General features: G+C 66.4%; 13 protein-coding genes. 3 read left to right on the plus strand and 10 right to left on the minus strand.

Going from position 1 to position 16,613, the window contains the following annotated elements:
* Positions 1-118: 118 nt before the first annotated feature.
* From guaD to F9Z44_RS15815, 10 genes are all read right to left on the minus strand, one after another.
* A complete protein-coding gene (gene guaD, locus F9Z44_RS15770) occupies positions 119-1,399 on the minus strand; it encodes a guanine deaminase (RefSeq protein ID WP_159607685.1) in 1,281 nt (426 codons plus the stop codon).
* 55 nt (positions 1,400-1,454) lie between these two features.
* Positions 1,455-2,549: a BMP family ABC transporter substrate-binding protein gene (locus F9Z44_RS15775; protein WP_159607686.1), complete on the minus strand. Its 1,095-nt coding sequence runs from the start codon at positions 2,547-2,549 to the stop codon at positions 1,455-1,457.
* Between the two features lie 72 nt (positions 2,550-2,621).
* Positions 2,622-3,761, minus strand: a complete 1,140-nt coding sequence (locus tag F9Z44_RS15780; protein WP_159607687.1) for a Fic family protein — start codon at positions 3,759-3,761, stop codon at positions 2,622-2,624.
* 90 nt (positions 3,762-3,851) lie between these two features.
* A complete protein-coding gene (locus F9Z44_RS15785; RefSeq protein ID WP_159607688.1) occupies positions 3,852-4,865 on the minus strand; it encodes an adenosine deaminase in 1,014 nt (337 codons plus the stop codon).
* Positions 4,866-4,875: 10 nt separating this feature from the next.
* Complete coding sequence (locus F9Z44_RS15790) at positions 4,876-5,889, minus strand: aromatic ring-hydroxylating oxygenase subunit alpha (RefSeq protein ID WP_159607689.1); 1,014 nt, start codon at positions 5,887-5,889, stop codon at positions 4,876-4,878.
* 67 nt (positions 5,890-5,956) lie between these two features.
* On the minus strand, positions 5,957-7,102 hold the full coding sequence (locus F9Z44_RS15795; RefSeq protein ID WP_159607690.1) for a BMP family ABC transporter substrate-binding protein: 1,146 nt from the start codon (positions 7,100-7,102) through the stop codon (positions 5,957-5,959).
* 109 nt (positions 7,103-7,211) lie between these two features.
* Positions 7,212-8,132: an ABC transporter permease gene (locus F9Z44_RS15800; RefSeq protein WP_159607691.1), complete on the minus strand. Its 921-nt coding sequence runs from the start codon at positions 8,130-8,132 to the stop codon at positions 7,212-7,214.
* Positions 8,133-8,151: 19 nt separating this feature from the next.
* Positions 8,152-9,207, minus strand: coding sequence for an ABC transporter permease (locus F9Z44_RS15805; protein WP_159607692.1), 1,056 nt, complete (start codon positions 9,205-9,207; stop codon positions 8,152-8,154).
* Complete coding sequence (locus F9Z44_RS15810) at positions 9,194-10,732, minus strand: ABC transporter ATP-binding protein (protein WP_159607693.1); 1,539 nt, start codon at positions 10,730-10,732, stop codon at positions 9,194-9,196. Before F9Z44_RS15810 ends, F9Z44_RS15805 begins: the two co-directional genes overlap by 14 nt.
* Positions 10,729-11,709, minus strand: coding sequence for a LysR family transcriptional regulator (locus tag F9Z44_RS15815; protein WP_159607694.1), 981 nt, complete (start codon positions 11,707-11,709; stop codon positions 10,729-10,731). The genes F9Z44_RS15810 and F9Z44_RS15815 overlap by 4 nt, the downstream gene beginning before the upstream one ends.
* A gap of 94 nt (positions 11,710-11,803) precedes the next feature.
* On the opposite strand from F9Z44_RS15815, the gene xdhA reads away from it, so the two are divergent.
* The 3 genes from xdhA to F9Z44_RS15830 are packed head-to-tail and all read left to right on the plus strand — an operon-like array spanning position 11,804 to position 16,504.
* Positions 11,804-13,363 (plus strand): xanthine dehydrogenase small subunit, encoded by a 1,560-nt coding sequence (gene xdhA, locus F9Z44_RS15820; protein ID WP_159607695.1) that lies wholly within the window; start codon positions 11,804-11,806, stop codon positions 13,361-13,363.
* A complete protein-coding gene (gene xdhB / locus F9Z44_RS15825) occupies positions 13,360-15,669 on the plus strand; it encodes a xanthine dehydrogenase molybdopterin binding subunit (protein ID WP_159607696.1) in 2,310 nt (769 codons plus the stop codon). The genes xdhA and xdhB overlap by 4 nt, the downstream gene beginning before the upstream one ends.
* Before the next feature lie 46 nt (positions 15,670-15,715).
* Positions 15,716-16,504, plus strand: a complete 789-nt coding sequence (locus tag F9Z44_RS15830) for an alpha/beta hydrolase (RefSeq protein WP_236574161.1) — start codon at positions 15,716-15,718, stop codon at positions 16,502-16,504.
* Positions 16,505-16,613: the final 109 nt, after the last annotated feature.

A 16,613-nucleotide genomic window follows, 5' to 3' on the forward strand; every position in this document is an offset into this window, starting at 1 on the left:
TTGGGCCGGCGGAGCCGGACCCTTGATGCCCCTGGCACTTGCGTTGCTTCGCGCGTTGTGTGTCTTCGCTCCCTCGCCCCTCTGGGGAGAGGGCTGGGGTGAGGGGCGGCTGTCTGGCTTACTGGCCCGCGACCAACGTCCGTTCAATCACCCGGTCATCACCCAGCACGATCAGCGCGAACAGCAGTTCGTCGAGGCTGCTGGCCTGAGAAGTCTTGCGGGCCAACAGCGGTGTGGCCTTCGGATCGAGCACCACGAAGTCGGCCTCGTTACCAGGTTGCAGGTTGCCCACCACACCCTCCAGGCCGAGCGCCTTCGCCGCACCCGCCGTGTGTTGCCACCACAGCTGGCCTGGCGTGAGGCTAAGGCCCGGCTTGCTCTGGCCTTCTCGGCCCACGCAGTAGGCCGCCAGCATGGTGTGAAACGGTGAGAAGCTGGTGCCACCACCCACGTCGCTGGCCAGGCCGTAGCCCATGCCCGCGGCGTCGGCCGCTGCAAAGTCAAAAAAGCCGCTGCCCAGGAACAGGTTGCTCGTGGGGCTCACCGCTGCCACCGCACCCGTGTGCGCCATCAGCGCGCGGTCGGCGGCGTCGAGGTGGATGCAGTGGGCATACACCGCGCGCTCGCGCAGCAGACCGAAGTCGCCGTACACGCCCAGGTAGCTGCGCGCGTTTGGAAACAGCTCGGCCGCCCAGCGCACTTCGTCCAGGTTTTCGGCCACGTGCGACTGGATCCACACGTCGCCATGCTTCGCGGCCAGCTCACCCGCTCCGCGCAACTGCTCGGGCGTGCTGGTGGGCGCAAAGCGAGGCGTGATCGCGTAGCCCAGTCGGTCCACGCCGTGCCAGCGCTGGATCAGCGCCTCCGTGTCGATCAGGCTCTGCTCGGTGTCGTCGCGCACGCCGTCGGGGCTGTGACGGTCCTGCAGCACCTTGCCGGTGATGAACCGCAGGCCGCGGCGTTGCGCCTCTTCAAATGCCGCGTTCACCGACGCGGGGTGCGAGGTGGCGAATGTGAGCGCGGTGGTCACACCGTGGCGGCTCAGTTCGTCAAAGAAGAAACGGGCCACCTCACCCGCATGTTCACCATCGTGAAAACGCGACTCGTGCGGAAAGGTGTAGTTCTCCAGCCAGGGCAGCAGGCCCGCGGCGGGCGCACCGATCACGTCCGTCTGCGGGTAGTGGATGTGCATGTCCACAAACCCCGGCGCGATGATCTTGCCGCGCAGGTCTTCCACCGCCACGCCGGGGAAGCGATCGATCAGCGCCGCGTGGTCGCCCACGGCGCGCACGACCGATTGCCCTTTTGCGTCCGGCCCCACGACCAGCAGGCCGTCGGCCTCGAACACGGGAGACTGGTCGTCGGCAAAACGCAGCAGGGGCGCTCGGTAAGCTTTCATGGGCACGAGCTTAGTGCCACGAAGAACGTCCGACATACCAAAAGGGACATGGCGCCTATCGGTCGATCTTGGCCAGCACGCCTTCGGCCAGCCACTTCATGCCCAGGATCTCGGCGTCGGAGAGCGACTTTCCGGCAGCAATCGCGACCTGACCTTCGTTGTCGCGCACACCACCGACGCTGGCAAACACCTGCAGGCGGCCCGCAGCCATGTCGGCCTGTCGTGCCAGCACCTCGTCACGCACGGCGGCCGGCACCTTGGGGCCGAAACCATCCACGCGGACCATGCCGTCCTTCACACCGCCCCACACGCTGCCGCTCTCCCACTTGCCGTCCAGCACGGCCTGCACGCGGCGGGTGTAGTAGTCGCCCCAGAGGTGGGTCACAGCCACGACCTGCGCGTCGGGCCCGAACTGGCGCATGTCGGAGTGGTAAGCCACGGCGAGCTTGCCGCGCTCCTGCGCTGCGGTCATCACGGCGGTGGAGCCGGTGTGAAACGCCAGCACCTCGGCACCCTGGTTCATGAGCGTCATGGCCGCGTCGCGCTCGCGCGGCGGGTTGAACCACTCGCCCAGGAACACCACACGCACGGTGGCCTTGGGGTTGACCGAGCGCATGCCCAGCGTGAACGCATTGATGCCCTGGATCACCTCGGGGATGGGGAAGCCCGCCACGTAACCAGCCTGCGTCGCCAGACGCCCCGCAGCCACACCAGCGAGATAACGGCCTTCGTAGTAGCGCGCGTTCGCCGTGGCCACGTTGGGCGCAGTCTTGTAGCCGGTGATGGATTCGAACTTCACGTCGGGGAACTCGCGCGCCACCTTGAGCGTGGGCTCCATGTAGCCGAAGCTCGGCGTGAAGATGATGCGGTGGCCCTGCTGCGCCAGATCGCGGATCACACGCTCGGCGTCGGCCCCCTCGGGCACGTTCTCCACAAAACTGGTCTGCACGCGGTTGCCCAGGGCGGCCTGCACCGCAAGACGCCCCTGCTCGTGCTGGCGCACCCAGCCTGCGGGGGTGAGTGGCGCGACATAGACGAACGCGGCCTTCAACGGCGTGGGCGCCGGGGCCTGTGCGTGGGTGGAAAAGGGAATGGAAAAACTGGCAACCGCCAGTGCGCAGACGCACCGGGTCACGAGGTTTTTGTACATGGTGGTCCTCTACATGGCTTCCGTGAATGAAAAAGCGAGCCGGGGAAGCACCGGGCTCGCTGGGTATGGATTTTAACTGCGCTCGCCGTGAACCAGCTCGTATGCGGTGCTTCGACCGCCCGCCTCCGTCTTGCGCAGCACCCCTTGCGACAGCAGTTGCTGCAGGTCACGCAATGCCGTGTCGGGCGAACACTTGGTCAGCTTGGCCCACTGCCCGCTGGTAAGCCGGCCTTCAAAACCATCGAGCACACGGTTGAGCATGGCCACCTGCCGCTCGTTCAAGGGGGTCTGCGCCCAGCGCTGCCAGAAACGCACCTTGAGCAACACCGAATCCAGCGTCTGGTGGGCACTCTCCACCGCGCGCAGCAAAGTGGCGAGAAACCAGCTCAGCCACTCGGTGGCGTCCAGGTCGCCGCGCTGCGTGCGCTCCAGCACCTCGTAGTAGCGTTTGCGCTCGCGCTGGATCTGCGCGGAGAGGCTGTAGAAGCGTTGCGGGCTGCCATCGCCCCGCGCAAGAAAAAGATCGCCCACCGCTCGCGCAATGCGGCCGTTGCCGTCGTCGAACGGGTGCACCGTCACAAGCCACAGGTGGGCCAGCCCGGCCTTGATCACCGCCGGCTCGCCGGTGGCGGCATTGGCCCACGCAAGAAATTCGTCCATCTCGGCAGACAGGCGTTCGGCCGGCGGCGCCTCGAAGTGCACCCGCTGCCGCTGCACCGGCCCCGACACCACCTGCATCGGACCCGACGCGTCGTTGCGCCAGGCGCCCACGCGAATGCGGGTGAGACTGCCGAAGCCGGTGGGAAACAGCGCCGCATGCCAGCCGAAAAGCCGCTCGGCTGTCAACGGCTCCTGATGGAGCTGGGTGGCATCCAGCACCATGTCGACCACGCCGTCCACATGGCGGTTCGCGGGCAACAACGCCCCGATGTCCACGCCCAGGCGGCGGGCCACCGACGACCGCACGGACAACACGTCCAGCTGCTCACCTTCGATGGCGCTGGTCTTGACCACGTCGTCGGTCAGCGCGAGCAGGCTGGCGCGCTCCTGCAAGGCCATGCCCACGTCGGCCAGGCGGCCCAGCAAAACGCCCTGGGCGCGGCTCACGTCCGCCAGCGGCGCAGCCAGCGCCGACAGGTCGTAGTGCAGGGCCGGCCACTCAGGGGCCTGCCAGATGTAGCGCGGGGCGCGCCGGTATTCACCGCTGTTCATGCGGCGATTGTGCCGCTGGTGCGGTGAATTTTCAAGTCATTCACCGCACATCATGCGGCGAATGGCGCGGCTATTCGCCGCACACCCCGCTCAGGTGGCAATGAAACCATCCAGCAGGACCATCAGCTCCGCGCGGCGGGCCTCGCTCACGAAGCTGGCTTCAAAGCTGTTGCGCGCCAGCGTGATCACGTCGTCGCGCGACAGGTCCAGGGCCTCGACCGTCTGCACGAAATTGGCGTTCATGTAACCGCCGAAATAGGCCGGATCGTCCGAGTTGACGGTGGCGCACAGACCGGCATTCAGCAGGCGCTTCATCGGGTGGTCCTTCAGATCGTTCACCACGCAGAGCTTGAGGTTGGACAACGGGCACACCGTGAGTGGCGTGCGGCGCTTCGCGAGCTCGGCCACCAGCGCCGGGTCTTCGAGCGAGCGCACGCCGTGGTCGATGCGCTCGGTCTTCAGATCGTTCAGCGCTTCCCAGATGTAGCCCGGTGGTCCCTCTTCGCCCGCGTGCGCCACGATGCGCAGACCGAGTTCGCGGCAGCGCGCGAACACGCGAGAGAACTTCGCTGGCGGGTGGCCGACCTCGCTCGAATCCAGACCCACGCCGATGAAGTGTTCGCGGTGGGGCAGCGCTGCTTCCAAGGTGGCAAAGGCGTCTTCTTCGCTCAGGTGGCGCAGGAAACACAGGATGAGCGAGGCACTGATGCCCAGCTCGGCCTGGGCACGCTTGCACGCGCTCGAAAGGCCCTGAATCACGGTGGCCATGGGCACGCCGCGCGCGGTGTGGGTCTGCGGGTCGAAGAAGAGTTCAGCGTGCACCACGTTGTCGGCCTTGGCGTGCAGGAAGTAGGCCCAGGCCATGTCGTGAAAGTCGGCCTCCTGCAGCAACACGCTGGCACCGGCGTAGTAAATGTCCAGAAAACTCTGCAGGTTGGTGAAGGCGTAGGCCTCGCGCAGCGCTTCCACGCTCGCATAGGGCAGGCTCAGTCCGTTGCGCTGCGCGAGCGCAAAAATCAGCTCGGGCTCCAGCGAGCCTTCGATGTGGATGTGCAGCTCGGCCTTGGGGATGGCGGCGGCGAGTTCGGCGGCGGTCGTGGTCATGTCGGATCTTTCAACAAGTGCCCAGCGAGATGCCAAGGCGTTTGAGATAGCGGCGGTAAGCGCTCGACACGCGATCGGCGGGTCCATGCACTTCGGTCACCGGCGCTGTGCGACCAATCGGCAGGGTGCGCGGCGTCTGCGATTCCACCACCGGGCGGTCTTGTGCAAACACGGTGTCCTGAAAGTCGATCAGCTGCTGGTCGCTCGACGCATCCCCCTGCGTGGCCATCACGAACCAGGCGGTGCATGCCGTGTCGGCATCGGGACGGATGAAAAGTGCAATGGCATTGCTCACCGGGTCGCCTGCGGTCGCGTCCTTGCGCAAGATGGCGGCAAAGGGGTGCGGCACGTCGTAGCGGTAGGCGATCCACGCACCACCGTCCGCACCCGCGTAAGCGCGGGGCTGCCAGGCACGCGCACCGATCACGGCCAATCCGTCAGCGCCCTCTTCCACCTGCCCTGTTTCCACCTTCGCATGGCTGCGTTCGCCCAGCCAGCCTTCGTGCACGAAGCCGAAGTGGCTGAGGTCGAGAAAATTCTCTACCAGGCGTGGCGCGCTGGTGTTGAGCTCGTAAGGGCCGCAGACGACACGACGCCACGCCGCGTCGTCACCTGGGGCGAACACGGGCAGGTCATCGAGAGATCCGCGCGCGGTCTGTGGCGCCTGCAGCCGCACCCACACCAGCCCGAAACGCTCACACGCATCGAACACCGTGGCCACATGGCCAGCGGGCGGCGTGAAGTCGGGCGCGGCGGGAATGTGCTGGCACTGCCCCGTGTGACCAAACTGCCAGCCGTGGTAAGGGCATTCCAGCCGCGCACCGTGCACACCGATCAACACCCGGCCCAGCGAGAGCTGGGCGCCGCGGTGCGGGCACTGGTCGGCCCAGGCGTGCACACGGCCTGCGTCGTGCCCGGGTTCCCGCCAGAGCACCAGTGCTTGCCCGAGCAGCGCGCACGCCACCGGCGCCTCACGCACCTGGTTGGATGCGATCACGGGGTACCAGAGTTGTTGTTCGATCATCGGAGCCTCATTCAAACAGGAAAGCCGCCCGAAGGCGGCTTTCGTTGTCAATGCATGTCGGGCGGGATCAGTTGGGAACTTTGCCCTCGACGCCCTTGACGTAGAACTTCACGCCACCCAGGAACTTGTCGTCGGCGACCACGTCCTTGGCCAGCACTTCCTTGCCATCCGAACCCATGATCGGGCCCTTCCAGATCGAGAAGCTGCCGTCCTTCAAGCCGGCGCGCACGGCGTCCACCTTGGCCTTGGCTTCGGCGGGCACGTCTTCAGCCACCGAAACCATGTCGATCGCGCCTTCCTTCACGCCCCACCATACGCCACCGGTGGACCAGGTGCCTTCCAGCGCATCCTTGGTGGCCTTGATGTAGTAAGGCGCCCAGTTGATCACGGCCGAGCCCAGGTGGGCCTTGGGGCCATAGGCGGTCATGTCGGAGTCCCAGCCGAAGGCGCGCTTGCCCAGCTTCTCTGCGGTCTGCAGCACGGCGGACGAGTCGGTGTTCTGGAACAGCACGTCGGCACCCCCGTTGATCAGCGAGGTGGCGGCTTCGGTTTCTTTTGGTGGATCGAACCAGCCGTTGACCCAGACCACGCTGGTCTTGATCTTGGGGTTCACCGATTGCGCGCCCAGCGTGAAGCTGTTGATGTTGCGGATCACTTCAGGAATTGGAATCGAGGCCACGACGCCGAGCTTGTTGCTCTTGGTCATGCTGCCGGCGATCACGCCAGCCATGTACGCGCCTTCGTAGGTGCGGCTGTCGTAGGTGCGCATGTTCTCGGCGGTCTTGTAGCCGGTGGCGTGCTCGAACTTCACGTCCTTGAAGTCGGGTGCTACCTTGAGCATGGGCTCCATGTAGCCGAAGGTGGTGCCGAACACCAGCTTGTTGCCCTGGCTGGCGAGATCGCGCAACACGCGCTCGGCGTCGGCGCTCTCGGGCACGTTCTCCACGAAGCTGGTGACAACCTTGTCGCCAAACTCCTTCTCGACTGCCTTGCGGCCGTTGTCGTGGGCGAAGGTCCAGCCGCCATCACCCACCGGGCCAACGTAGGCAAAGGCGATCTTCAGCGGCTCGGGCTTCGGCGCCGGTGCGGCGGCGGGCGCAGGTGCAGCGGGCGCAGCGACCTCTTCCTTCTTGCCACAGCCGATCAGCACGGCGCTGGCCAAGGCGGTCAGCGCAGCGACCTTCATCAGGGAACGTTTGCTCAAATCTGTCATGGATGAACCTCAAGGTTGGGAGGGTGGTGGAACGGAAACGGAAAACGAGTTCAGCCTCACCCCGTAGGGTATCTGCGCAGGCGGATTTTTCAAGAAAGTTGGCTTGAAATTATGCGCCCGGATAAAACGGCTTCCCGATGGAAGTCGGCATGTTGATGCGGATCCAGGTCGGGTTGCGCGAGATCAGCACGAGCACCACGATGGTGGCCAGGTACGGCATCATGGTCAGAAATTGGCTGGGCACGTTGACGCCGATGCCCTGCAGGTGAAACTGCAACATGGTCACGCCACCAAACAGGTACGCACCAAGCAACACGCGCGCCGGGCGCCAGGTGGCAAAGGTGGTGAGGGCCAGCGCGATCCAGCCCTTGCCGGCGATCATGCCCTCCACCCACAGCGGCGTGTACACGGTGGACACGTAGGCCCCAGCCAGTCCACACAGCGCACCACCGGCCATCACGGCCATCAGGCGGATGCGCCGCACCGGATACCCCAGCGCATGGGCCGACTCCGGGCTCTCACCCACGCTGCGCAGCACCAGACCGGCGCGCGTGCGGTAGAGGAACCAGATGAGGCCGAACACCAGCGCCACGCAGGCATAGACCATGGGGTGGTGGCGAAACAGCGCCGAGCCCAGCAAAGGAATGTCGGACAGGAAGGGAATGGCGTACTGGCTTTGCTCGGGCAGCTTTTCCTGCACATAGCGCGAGCCGGCAAAGGCCGAGAAGCCGGCGCCGAACAGGCTGAGTGCCAGGCCGGTGGCGTACTGGTTGGTGTTGAGCCAGATCACCAGGCCCCCGAAGATGGCCGCCAGGAGTGCGCCCGCCCCCATGCCGGCGACAAAGCCCAGCGCCGTGCTGCCGGTGTGCACCACGGTGGCAAAGCCGGCCAGCGCGGCGCACAGCATCATGCCTTCGGCGCCCAGGTTGACGATGCCGGCTTTCTCGTTGATCAGCAGGCCCAGCGAGGCAATGGCCAGCACGGTGCCGGCGTTGAGCGAGGCGGCGAAGAGCAGTGCGATGGATTCCATGGCGTGCGGTCCCGTTGAGTTATTTTTTCCAGACCAGTCGGTAAGCGATCAAGGTGTCGCAGGCCAACAAGGCAAACAGCAGCAGCCCCTGGAACACCCCGGTGATCGATTTCGGCAGCCCCAGGCGCGACTGCGCGAGCTCGCCCCCGATGTAGAACATGCTCATGAGGATGGCCGAGAACACGATGCCCACCGGGTGCAGGCGGCCCACGAAGGCCACGATGATGGCGGCGAAGCCGTAGCCCGCCGGCACATATGGCGTGAGCTGACCGATCGGCCCGGCCACCTCCAGCGCACCAGCCAGACCGGCCGTTCCACCCGAGACCAGCAAGGCTGTCCACAGCGCCTTGCGCGACGAAAAACCGGCGTAGCGTGCCGCCGCAGGCGCCAGACCCCCGACGAGTTGCGCATAGCCCGCGTAGGTGCGGAACAAAAACACCCACACCGCCGCCACACCCGCCAGCGCCAGCAGCAGGCCGATGTTGACGCGCGAACCCTGGATGAGTTTGGGTATCTGCGTGACCGACTCAAAGGTCTTGGTCTGCGGGAAGTTGTAGCCCAGCGGGTCCTTCCAGGGCCCGTAGACCAGGAAGTTGAGCACCTGGATGGCCACATACACCAACATCAGGCTCACCAGGATCTCGTTGGCGTTGAAGCGGTCGCGCAGCAGCGCCACCAGGCCGGCCCACAGCATGCCCCCGATCACCCCGGCCGCCAGCACCGCCGGCACGATCCAGGGTCCGGTGGTCTTGTCGGCGGTGAGCGCCACACCCGCCGCGAAGATCGCACCCAGGATGTACTGGCCCTCGGCACCGATGTTCCACACGTTGGAGCGGAAACACACGGCCAGACCGAGCGCGATGATCAGGAGCGGCGTGGCCTTGACCATGAGCTCGGAGAGCGCATACGTGCTCTTGATCGGTTCCCAGAAAAACACCTGCAGGCCGCGCACCGGGTCTTTGCCGAGCACGGCGAACAGGATCACGCCGATGACGACCGTGATGGCGAGCGCCAGCAGCGGCGACGCGTAGCCCCAGCCTTTGGACGGTTGGGGTCGGACTTCAAGCCGCAGCATGGGCGGTCTCCTTCTTGTTGTTCTGTGGGTCGTCCCAGAGGCCCGACATCCATTCGCCGATGCGCTCGATGGTGGCGTCCTTGCGGTCCAGGCTCGGCGACAGGCGCCCCTTGGCGATCACGTGCAGCCGGTCGCTGATCTCGAACAACTCGTCGAGCTCTTCGCTCACCACCAGCACCGCACAGCCCGCGTCGCGCAGCGCCAGGATCTCGCCTCGAATCTGCGCCGACGCGCCCACGTCCACACCCCATGTGGGCTGGCTGACGATGAGCAGCTTGGGCTTGGCCTCGATCTCTCGGCCCACGATGAATTTCTGCAAATTGCCACCCGAGAGCGATTTGGCTGCCGCCTCCGGCCCGCTGGCTTTCACGTTGTAGCGCGCGATCACCTCGGCCGCCTGTTTCTTCAAGGCCCCCAGCCTGATCCAGCCGCCCGCGCCCAGCGCGTCTTTGCGCGAGAGCAGCAGGTTGTGCGCCAGCGAGAGCGTGGGCACGGCGCCGCGCCCCAGGCGTTCCTCGGGTACGAAGTGCAGGCCGAGCGCGCGGCGCTTGCCCGGGCTCAGGCGCGCCACGTCGTGGCTGCCCATGCGAATGCTGCGGGCCGGCGCGCGCGTGTCTTCGCCCGACAGGCAATACAAGAGCTCGCTCTGCCCGTTGCCCGACACACCCGCAATGCCCACCACCTCGCCCGCGCGCACCGTGAGCGCGATGTCGGCGAGGTGGGTGCCGAAAGGGTCGTCGCTGGCCAGCGTGAGGCCGCTCACCTCCAGCACCGGCGCGCCGGCGTGCAGCTCGCGCACGTTCAGCGCCGGCGGCTCGGCACCGATCATCAGGCGCGAGAGTGAGGCGTTGCTCTCCTGGCGCGGGTCGCACACGCCGGTGACCTGGCCGCCGCGCAACACGGTGCAGGCGTCGCACAGCTCGCGGATCTCGTGCAGCTTGTGGCTGATGTAGAGGATGCTGCAGCCCTGCGCCGCCAGCAGCCGCAGCACCACGAACAGTTTCTCCACCGCCTGCGGCGTGAGCACCGAGGTGGGTTCGTCGAGTATGAGCAGCTGCGGGCGCGTGAGCAGCGCGCGGATGATCTCCACCCGCTGCATCTCGCCCACGCTGAGTGTGTGCACCGGGCGCGAGGGGTCGATGTCCAGCCCGTACTCGGTGGCCTTGGCGGTGATGCTCGCACTCACCTCGGGCAGGCTCAGGCTCTTGTCCAGCCCCAGCCACACGTTCTCGGCCACGGTGAGCGTGTCGAACAGGCTGAAGTGCTGGAACACCATGCTGATGCCCAACGCGCGCGCCTCCTGAGGGTTGCGGATGTGCACCGGCTGGCCGTTGAAGGTGACGGTGCCTTCGTCGGGCTTGACCGAGCCGTAGATGATCTTCATCAGGGTGGATTTGCCGGCGCCGTTTTCGCCCAGCACGGCGTGCACCGAGCCGGGCTGCACGGTGAGCGAGATGCCGCTGTTGGCCACCACGCCGGGGTAGCGCTTGGTGATGCCGCTGAGCTGGAGTCGGGTGGTGGTCATGCGGATGCGTCTTGAGAAGGGTTGCCGCCGGCAACGGGCTCGGGCTCCAGTCGGCGCAGGGAAGCCGCCACGCCCTTGATCTGCTCGCGCAGCCAGCGCCCGGCCGTCGAGGCGTGGGTGCGCTCGTGCCAGAGCTGGTAATACATCATGCGGGGGAACGGCACCGGGCACGGCAACACCTGCACCGGCAGCGTGCCCACAAACCGCTCGCAATACTGTCGCCCGGTGGTCAACACCAGCAGGCTGCCGGCCACCATGGCCGGGATCAAGCCGAAATGCGGGCAGCGCGCCGTGATGTTGCGCACCATGCCCAGGGTGGCCAGGTGGTCGTCGATGAAGCCGCGCGCGCCGGGGTGGGTGGGCGTGGGTGCAATGTGTTCGGCGCCCAGCCAGGCCTCCACGTCCCAGCCCCGGCGCGCGGCCGGGTGCTGGCTGGACACCAGGCACACCACCTCGTCGCCAAACAGGCGCCCCAGGTGCAGGTCGTCGGGCGGCTGCGCCCAGTTGCCGATCACCACGTCCACCGTGCCCTGGGCCAGGTGGTTGCGGTAATCGGAATCGCGCGAGAGGGGGTGGATGTCGATCGGGCAGTGAGGTGCCGCGCTCTTGAGCTGCGACACCAGCTGCGGCAAGAAAAACGGGTCGAGGTAGTCGCTGGCGGCCAGGCTGAAGGTGTGGTGGGCGGTGGCCGGGTCAAAGCTGCGCGCATCGGAAAACAGCACCTCTGCACTGCGCAGGATGTCCGCCGCCGGCTCGATCATGCGCAAACCGGCCACGGTGGGCACCATGCCCGAGCCCGAACGCACCAACAAGGGGTCCCCGGCCAGCTCGCGCAGGCGCTTGAGGGCCGCGCTCACCGCCGGCTGGTACATGCCCATGCGCAGCGCCGCGCGCGAAACGCTGCGCTCGGTGAGCACGGTGTGCAACACGCGGATCAGGTGGAGATCAATCTTGTCGAACATCGACACGTATTTCATACCCAGGTCAGTGTCGGTGGGGTGGTGGTTTCGGCATTTTCAACATATGACCGAGCATATGTTGTGCCACGAGGCCCGGCGTATGCTGATGCGCATGACCCCCCTGATTTCACCCCAACCCCTGACTTTCTGGCGCCGCGGCCAGGCCGTGACGCTGGACAACGTACCGCCCGACCGCACCCTGCTGGAGGTGCTGCGCGAAGACCTGGCCTGCACCGGCACCAAGGAGGGCTGCGGTGAAGGCGACTGCGGCGCCTGCACCGTGGTGCTGGGCGAGGCGGTGGGCGGGCAGCTGCAATACAAGGCGATCAACAGCTGCATCCGGCTGGCGCATTCGGTGCAGGGCATGGCGGTGTGGACGGTGGAAGACATCGGGGCGCAGGACGACACCGCCGCCGGGCCGCCCCAAGGCGGGGTCAGCCCCCCCGGCGGGCAGCGACCCGCGCCAGCGGCGGAGCGTGGGGGCTTGCATCCAGCGCAAGAAGCCATGGTGCAGTGCCACGGCAGCCAGTGCGGCTTTTGCACGCCGGGCTTCGTCATGAGCCTGTTCAGCATGTACCAAAACTCCCAGGGCGGCCAGGGCATCGACCGCGCCCAGGCGGCCGCCGACCTCTCGGGCAACCTGTGCCGCTGCACCGGCTACCGGCCCATCCTCGATGCAGCACAGCAAATGGGCAGCCTGCCGCTGCCCGCGGGCTGCAAAGTGGACGAGGCAGGCGTGCTCGCGGCGCTCAAGCGCCTGCCCGCCGCTACACAACAGAACTTCCTGCGACCCTCCACGTTGACAAGCCTGCTGCAGGCGCGCGCCGCCCACCCCCAAGCCCAGGTGGTGGCAGGCTGCACCGACGTGGGTCTGTGGGTGACCAAGCTGCACAAGCGCTTTGCCCAGGTGCTCGACGTGACCGCCGCCAAAGAACTGCGCCGCGTGGAAACCTACACGCACCACATCGCCATTGGCGCGGCGGTGTCGCTGCACCAGGCCTACGCCGCGCTGGTGACCGAGCGCCCGCAGCTCAAGACCTTCGCCCAGCGCTTCGCCGGCCTGCCGGTGCGCAACTCGGGCACGCTGGGCGGCAACGTGGCCAACGGCTCGCCCATCGGCGACAGCATGCCGCTGCTGATCGCGCTGGGCGCCAGCGTCGTGCTGATGCGGTGGGATTTGAGGCGCAAGGCGGTGGTGCACCGCGAGCTGCGGCTGGAAGACCTGTACACCGGCTACCGCACCCATGTGATGAAGGCGGATGAGTTGCTGTGCTGGATCAAGGTGCCGCGGCCGAGGGCGGACGAAACCATGAAGGTTTACAAGATCAGCAAACGCTTCGACGACGACATCTCCGCTGTCTGCCTGGCCATCCGCATGACGCTGGACCGTGGCAAGGTCAGCTCCATCTCCATCGGTGCAGGCGGCGTGGCCGCCACACCCGTGCGCGCCCGCCAGACCGAAGCTGCCTTGCTCGGCCAGCCTTGGAACGCCAACACCGTGATGGCCACCATGACCGTGCTGCGCGACGAGTTCCAGCCCATCTCCGACATGCGCGCCAGCGCCGCCTACCGCCAGGCCGTGCTGGGCAACCTGCTGCAGCGCTTCTGGCTGGAAGGCCAGGGCCTTCAGGCGATCAACCTCGAATCGGTTTCGATGGAGGCCATGGCATGAACGCACCCGACACCCTCACCGCCCTGACCACCCACAGCCCGCGCGCCGCCGGCGTCTCGCGCCACCACGAAAGCGCGCGTGCCCAGGTGGCCGGCGGGGCCACCTACATCGACGACATCCCCGAGGTGCGCGGCACGCTGCACGCAGCGCCCATCTGCTCCCCCGTGGCCCACGGCCGCCTGCGCGGCATCGACGCCACCGCCGCCCTCGCCCTGCCCGGCGTGCGCGGCATCGTCGATGCGCGCGACATCCCTGGCGACCCGGTACTCGCCGCCTTCGGCCACGACGAACCCGTGTTTGCCAGCGACACCGTGCAGTTCACCGGTCAGGTGGTGGCGCTGCTGCTGGCCGACGACACCATGACGGCTCGCCGCGCGGCCAGGCTGGTCCAGCTCGACATCGAGCCCCTGCCCGCCGTGATCAGCGTGCACGAAGCCCACGCGCTGCAAAGCTACGTGTTGCCGCCCGTGCATGTGAAACGGGGCGATGCAAGCGCCGCCTTGAAGCGCGCGCCCCACACGCTCGAAGGCCACTTCGAGGTCGGCGGCCAGGAGCACTTCTACCTGGAAGGCCAGATCGCCTATGTGTTGCCACTGGAGCAAAACCAGTGGTGGGTCTACACCAGCACACAGCACCCCGGCGAGGTGCAGCACTGGGTGTCTCATGCGCTGGGCATCGCCAACCACGCCGTGACGGTCGAATGCCGGCGCATGGGCGGTGGTTTCGGCGGCAAGGAAACGCAGGCTGGGCACCTGGCCGTGTGGGCTGCGATCGCAGCCAACCGGCTCAAGCGCCCGGTGAAACTGCGGCTGGACCGCGACGACGATTTCCTGATCACTGGCAAACGCCACCCCTTCGCCTACCACTACCGCGCCGGGTTCGACGCCACTGGCCTGCTCTGCGGGCTGGAGCTGGAGATGCTGGCCAACTGCGGCTTTTCAGCCGACCTCTCCGGTCCGGTGGCCGACCGCGCCATCTTCCACGCCGACAACGCCTACTTTCTGGAAGACGTGGCCATTGCCAGCTACCGCTGCAAGACCAACACCCAGAGCCACACCGCATTTCGCGGCTTCGGCGGGCCCCAGGGTGTGATCGTGATCGAGCGCATCTTGAGCGACATCGCGCGCAGGCTGGGCCTGGACCCGCTGGATGTGCGGCTGCGCAACCTCTACGGCATTGAAGACAGGAACGTCACCCACTACCAGATGCCGGTGGAGGACAACATCCTCGAACCGCTCATGACCACGCTGGCCCAAACCAGCCACTACCGAGAACGCCGCGAGCAGATCGCCACCTGGAACGCCAAAAGCCCCATCATCAAAAAAGGCATCGCCCTCACCCCGGTCAAGTTCGGCATCAGCTTCACCGCCACGCTGTTCAACCAGGCCGGTGCGCTGGTGCACGTGTACACCGACGGCAGCGTGCAGGTCAACCACGGAGGCACCGAAATGGGCCAGGGCCTCAACACCAAGGTGGCCGCCATCGTGGCCGACGAACTGGGCGTGCCGTTCGAGCAGGTCATGTCCACCGCGGCCGACACCAGCAAGGTGCCCAACGCCAGCGCCACCGCCGCCAGCAGCGGCACCGACCTCAACGGCCGCGCCGCGCAGTTTGCCGCGCGCCACGTGCGCGACAACCTCGCTGCCTTCGTGGCAGGGCTCGACGGCTGCGGCGCCGGCGCCGTGCGGTTCGAAGCCGGCCAGGTGATCACGCCCAAGACCACACGTGCGTTCAACGCCGTGGTGCACGCCGCCTACGCCAACCGCATCCAGCTCTGGAGCGACGGCTTCTACCGCACGCCCAAGATCCACTACGACAAGACCACCATGCAGGGCCGGCCGTTCTATTACTTTGCGTACGGCGCAGCGGTGAGCGAAGTCGCCATCGACACCCTCACCGGCGAAAGCCGCGTGCTCAAGGTCGACATCCTTCACGACGTGGGCCACAGCATCAACCCCGCCATCGACATCGGCCAGATCGAAGGCGGCTTTGTGCAAGGCATGGGCTGGCTCACCACCGAACAACTGGTGTGGAACGACAGGGGCTATTTACAAACCCACGCCCCCAGCACCTACAAGATCCCCACCACCGGCGACATCCCAGAACACTTCCAGGTGAATCTCTGGCCCGAGCCCAACCGGGAAGACAACGTGCACGGCAGCAAAGCCGTGGGCGAGCCCCCGTTCATGCTGGCCATCAGCGTGTTTGAAGCACTGCGCGATGCGGTGGCGCAGGCGGGTGGGACGCCGGAGGGGATGAATGCGCCGGGGACGGCGGAGGAGGTTTTGAGGGCGGTGACGGGATGACCAGCCTTGCCACGACCATTCAACGTGGTATCCGAAAGGACGCAACATGCTCTCCATGAAGCAACTCTTGGTGACCCTGGTTTGCACTCTGACGTTCATGGCAAGCGCCCAAACCACGCAAGCCGTGGTGGACATTCAGACCCAGCCGGGCGTCACCCAGCGCATGATCGTTCTCACCCCACCCAATCCCAAGGCGGCCGTGGTGTTGCTGCCGGGAGGTCATGGCGGCCTGCAAATCCAGCCTGGTGGTTCCATGAAATGGGGCAACACCAACTTCCTTGTCAGAACACGGCAGTTGTTCGCCGAACAGGGGCTGGTGGTCGCGGTGGTGGATGCCCCCTCCGATCGTCAGTCCATGCCCTACCTGTCGGGCTTTCGCCAGACGGCAGAGCACGCGGGGAACATCAAGGCCGTGGTGGCGTGGCTGCGGCAGAACGCCAAGGTACCCGTGTGGCTCGTGGGAACGAGCCGGGGAACCCAGTCGGTCGCCTACCTCGCCACGGAACTTTCCGGCGTGGAAGGCCCCGACGGCGTGGTCCTGACCTCCTCCATCGTCACCGACGAGCGCAGCCGCTCGGTGACGGCCATGCCGCTTGAAAAGATTCGAATTCCGGTGCTGGTCGTTCACCACGAACAGGACGGCTGTTCGCTCTGCCAGTTCTCCGAGACGCCCGCGCTGATGGCGAAGCTGGTCAACACAACACGCCGCGAGTTGTTGTCGTTCAAAGGCGGGCAGAACACGGGCGACCCCTGTGCAGAGTTCGCCTACCACGGCTTCAACGGCCTTGAGTCCGATGTGGTGCAACAGGTGGCCCGCTGGGTGCTCGCACCTTAGGCGCAGGCGCGTGGTGGTGCTCGCCCGAGCCAGCAGGACGCTGTCACCCTTGCAACCCACTCAACTCCTCACCACGCGATAGCATCCGCCTGCAAAATTTTTTGCCGCA

Source organism: Hydrogenophaga sp. PBL-H3 (genome assembly GCF_010104355.1).
In the GTDB taxonomy this organism is placed as follows: Bacteria; Pseudomonadota; Gammaproteobacteria; order Burkholderiales; family Burkholderiaceae_C; genus Hydrogenophaga.

Coding starts and splice junctions, on each gene's coding strand:
- guaD (WP_159607685.1), bottom strand. CDS start 1,399: ATGAAAGCTTACCGAGCGCCCCTGCTGCGTTTTGCCGACGACCAGTCT.
- F9Z44_RS15775 (WP_159607686.1), bottom strand. CDS start 2,549: ATGTACAAAAACCTCGTGACCCGGTGCGTCTGCGCACTGGCGGTTGCC.
- F9Z44_RS15780 (WP_159607687.1), bottom strand. CDS start 3,761: ATGAACAGCGGTGAATACCGGCGCGCCCCGCGCTACATCTGGCAGGCC.
- F9Z44_RS15785 (WP_159607688.1), bottom strand. CDS start 4,865: ATGACCACGACCGCCGCCGAACTCGCCGCCGCCATCCCCAAGGCCGAG.
- F9Z44_RS15790 (WP_159607689.1), bottom strand. CDS start 5,889: ATGATCGAACAACAACTCTGGTACCCCGTGATCGCATCCAACCAGGTG.
- F9Z44_RS15795 (WP_159607690.1), bottom strand. CDS start 7,102: ATGACAGATTTGAGCAAACGTTCCCTGATGAAGGTCGCTGCGCTGACC.
- F9Z44_RS15800 (WP_159607691.1), bottom strand. CDS start 8,132: ATGGAATCCATCGCACTGCTCTTCGCCGCCTCGCTCAACGCCGGCACC.
- F9Z44_RS15805 (WP_159607692.1), bottom strand. CDS start 9,207: ATGCTGCGGCTTGAAGTCCGACCCCAACCGTCCAAAGGCTGGGGCTAC.
- F9Z44_RS15810 (WP_159607693.1), bottom strand. CDS start 10,732: ATGACCACCACCCGACTCCAGCTCAGCGGCATCACCAAGCGCTACCCC.
- F9Z44_RS15815 (WP_159607694.1), bottom strand. CDS start 11,709: ATGAAATACGTGTCGATGTTCGACAAGATTGATCTCCACCTGATCCGC.
- xdhA (WP_159607695.1), top strand. CDS start 11,804: ATGACCCCCCTGATTTCACCCCAACCCCTGACTTTCTGGCGCCGCGGC.
- xdhB (WP_159607696.1), top strand. CDS start 13,360: ATGAACGCACCCGACACCCTCACCGCCCTGACCACCCACAGCCCGCGC.
- F9Z44_RS15830 (WP_236574161.1), top strand. CDS start 15,716: ATGCTCTCCATGAAGCAACTCTTGGTGACCCTGGTTTGCACTCTGACG.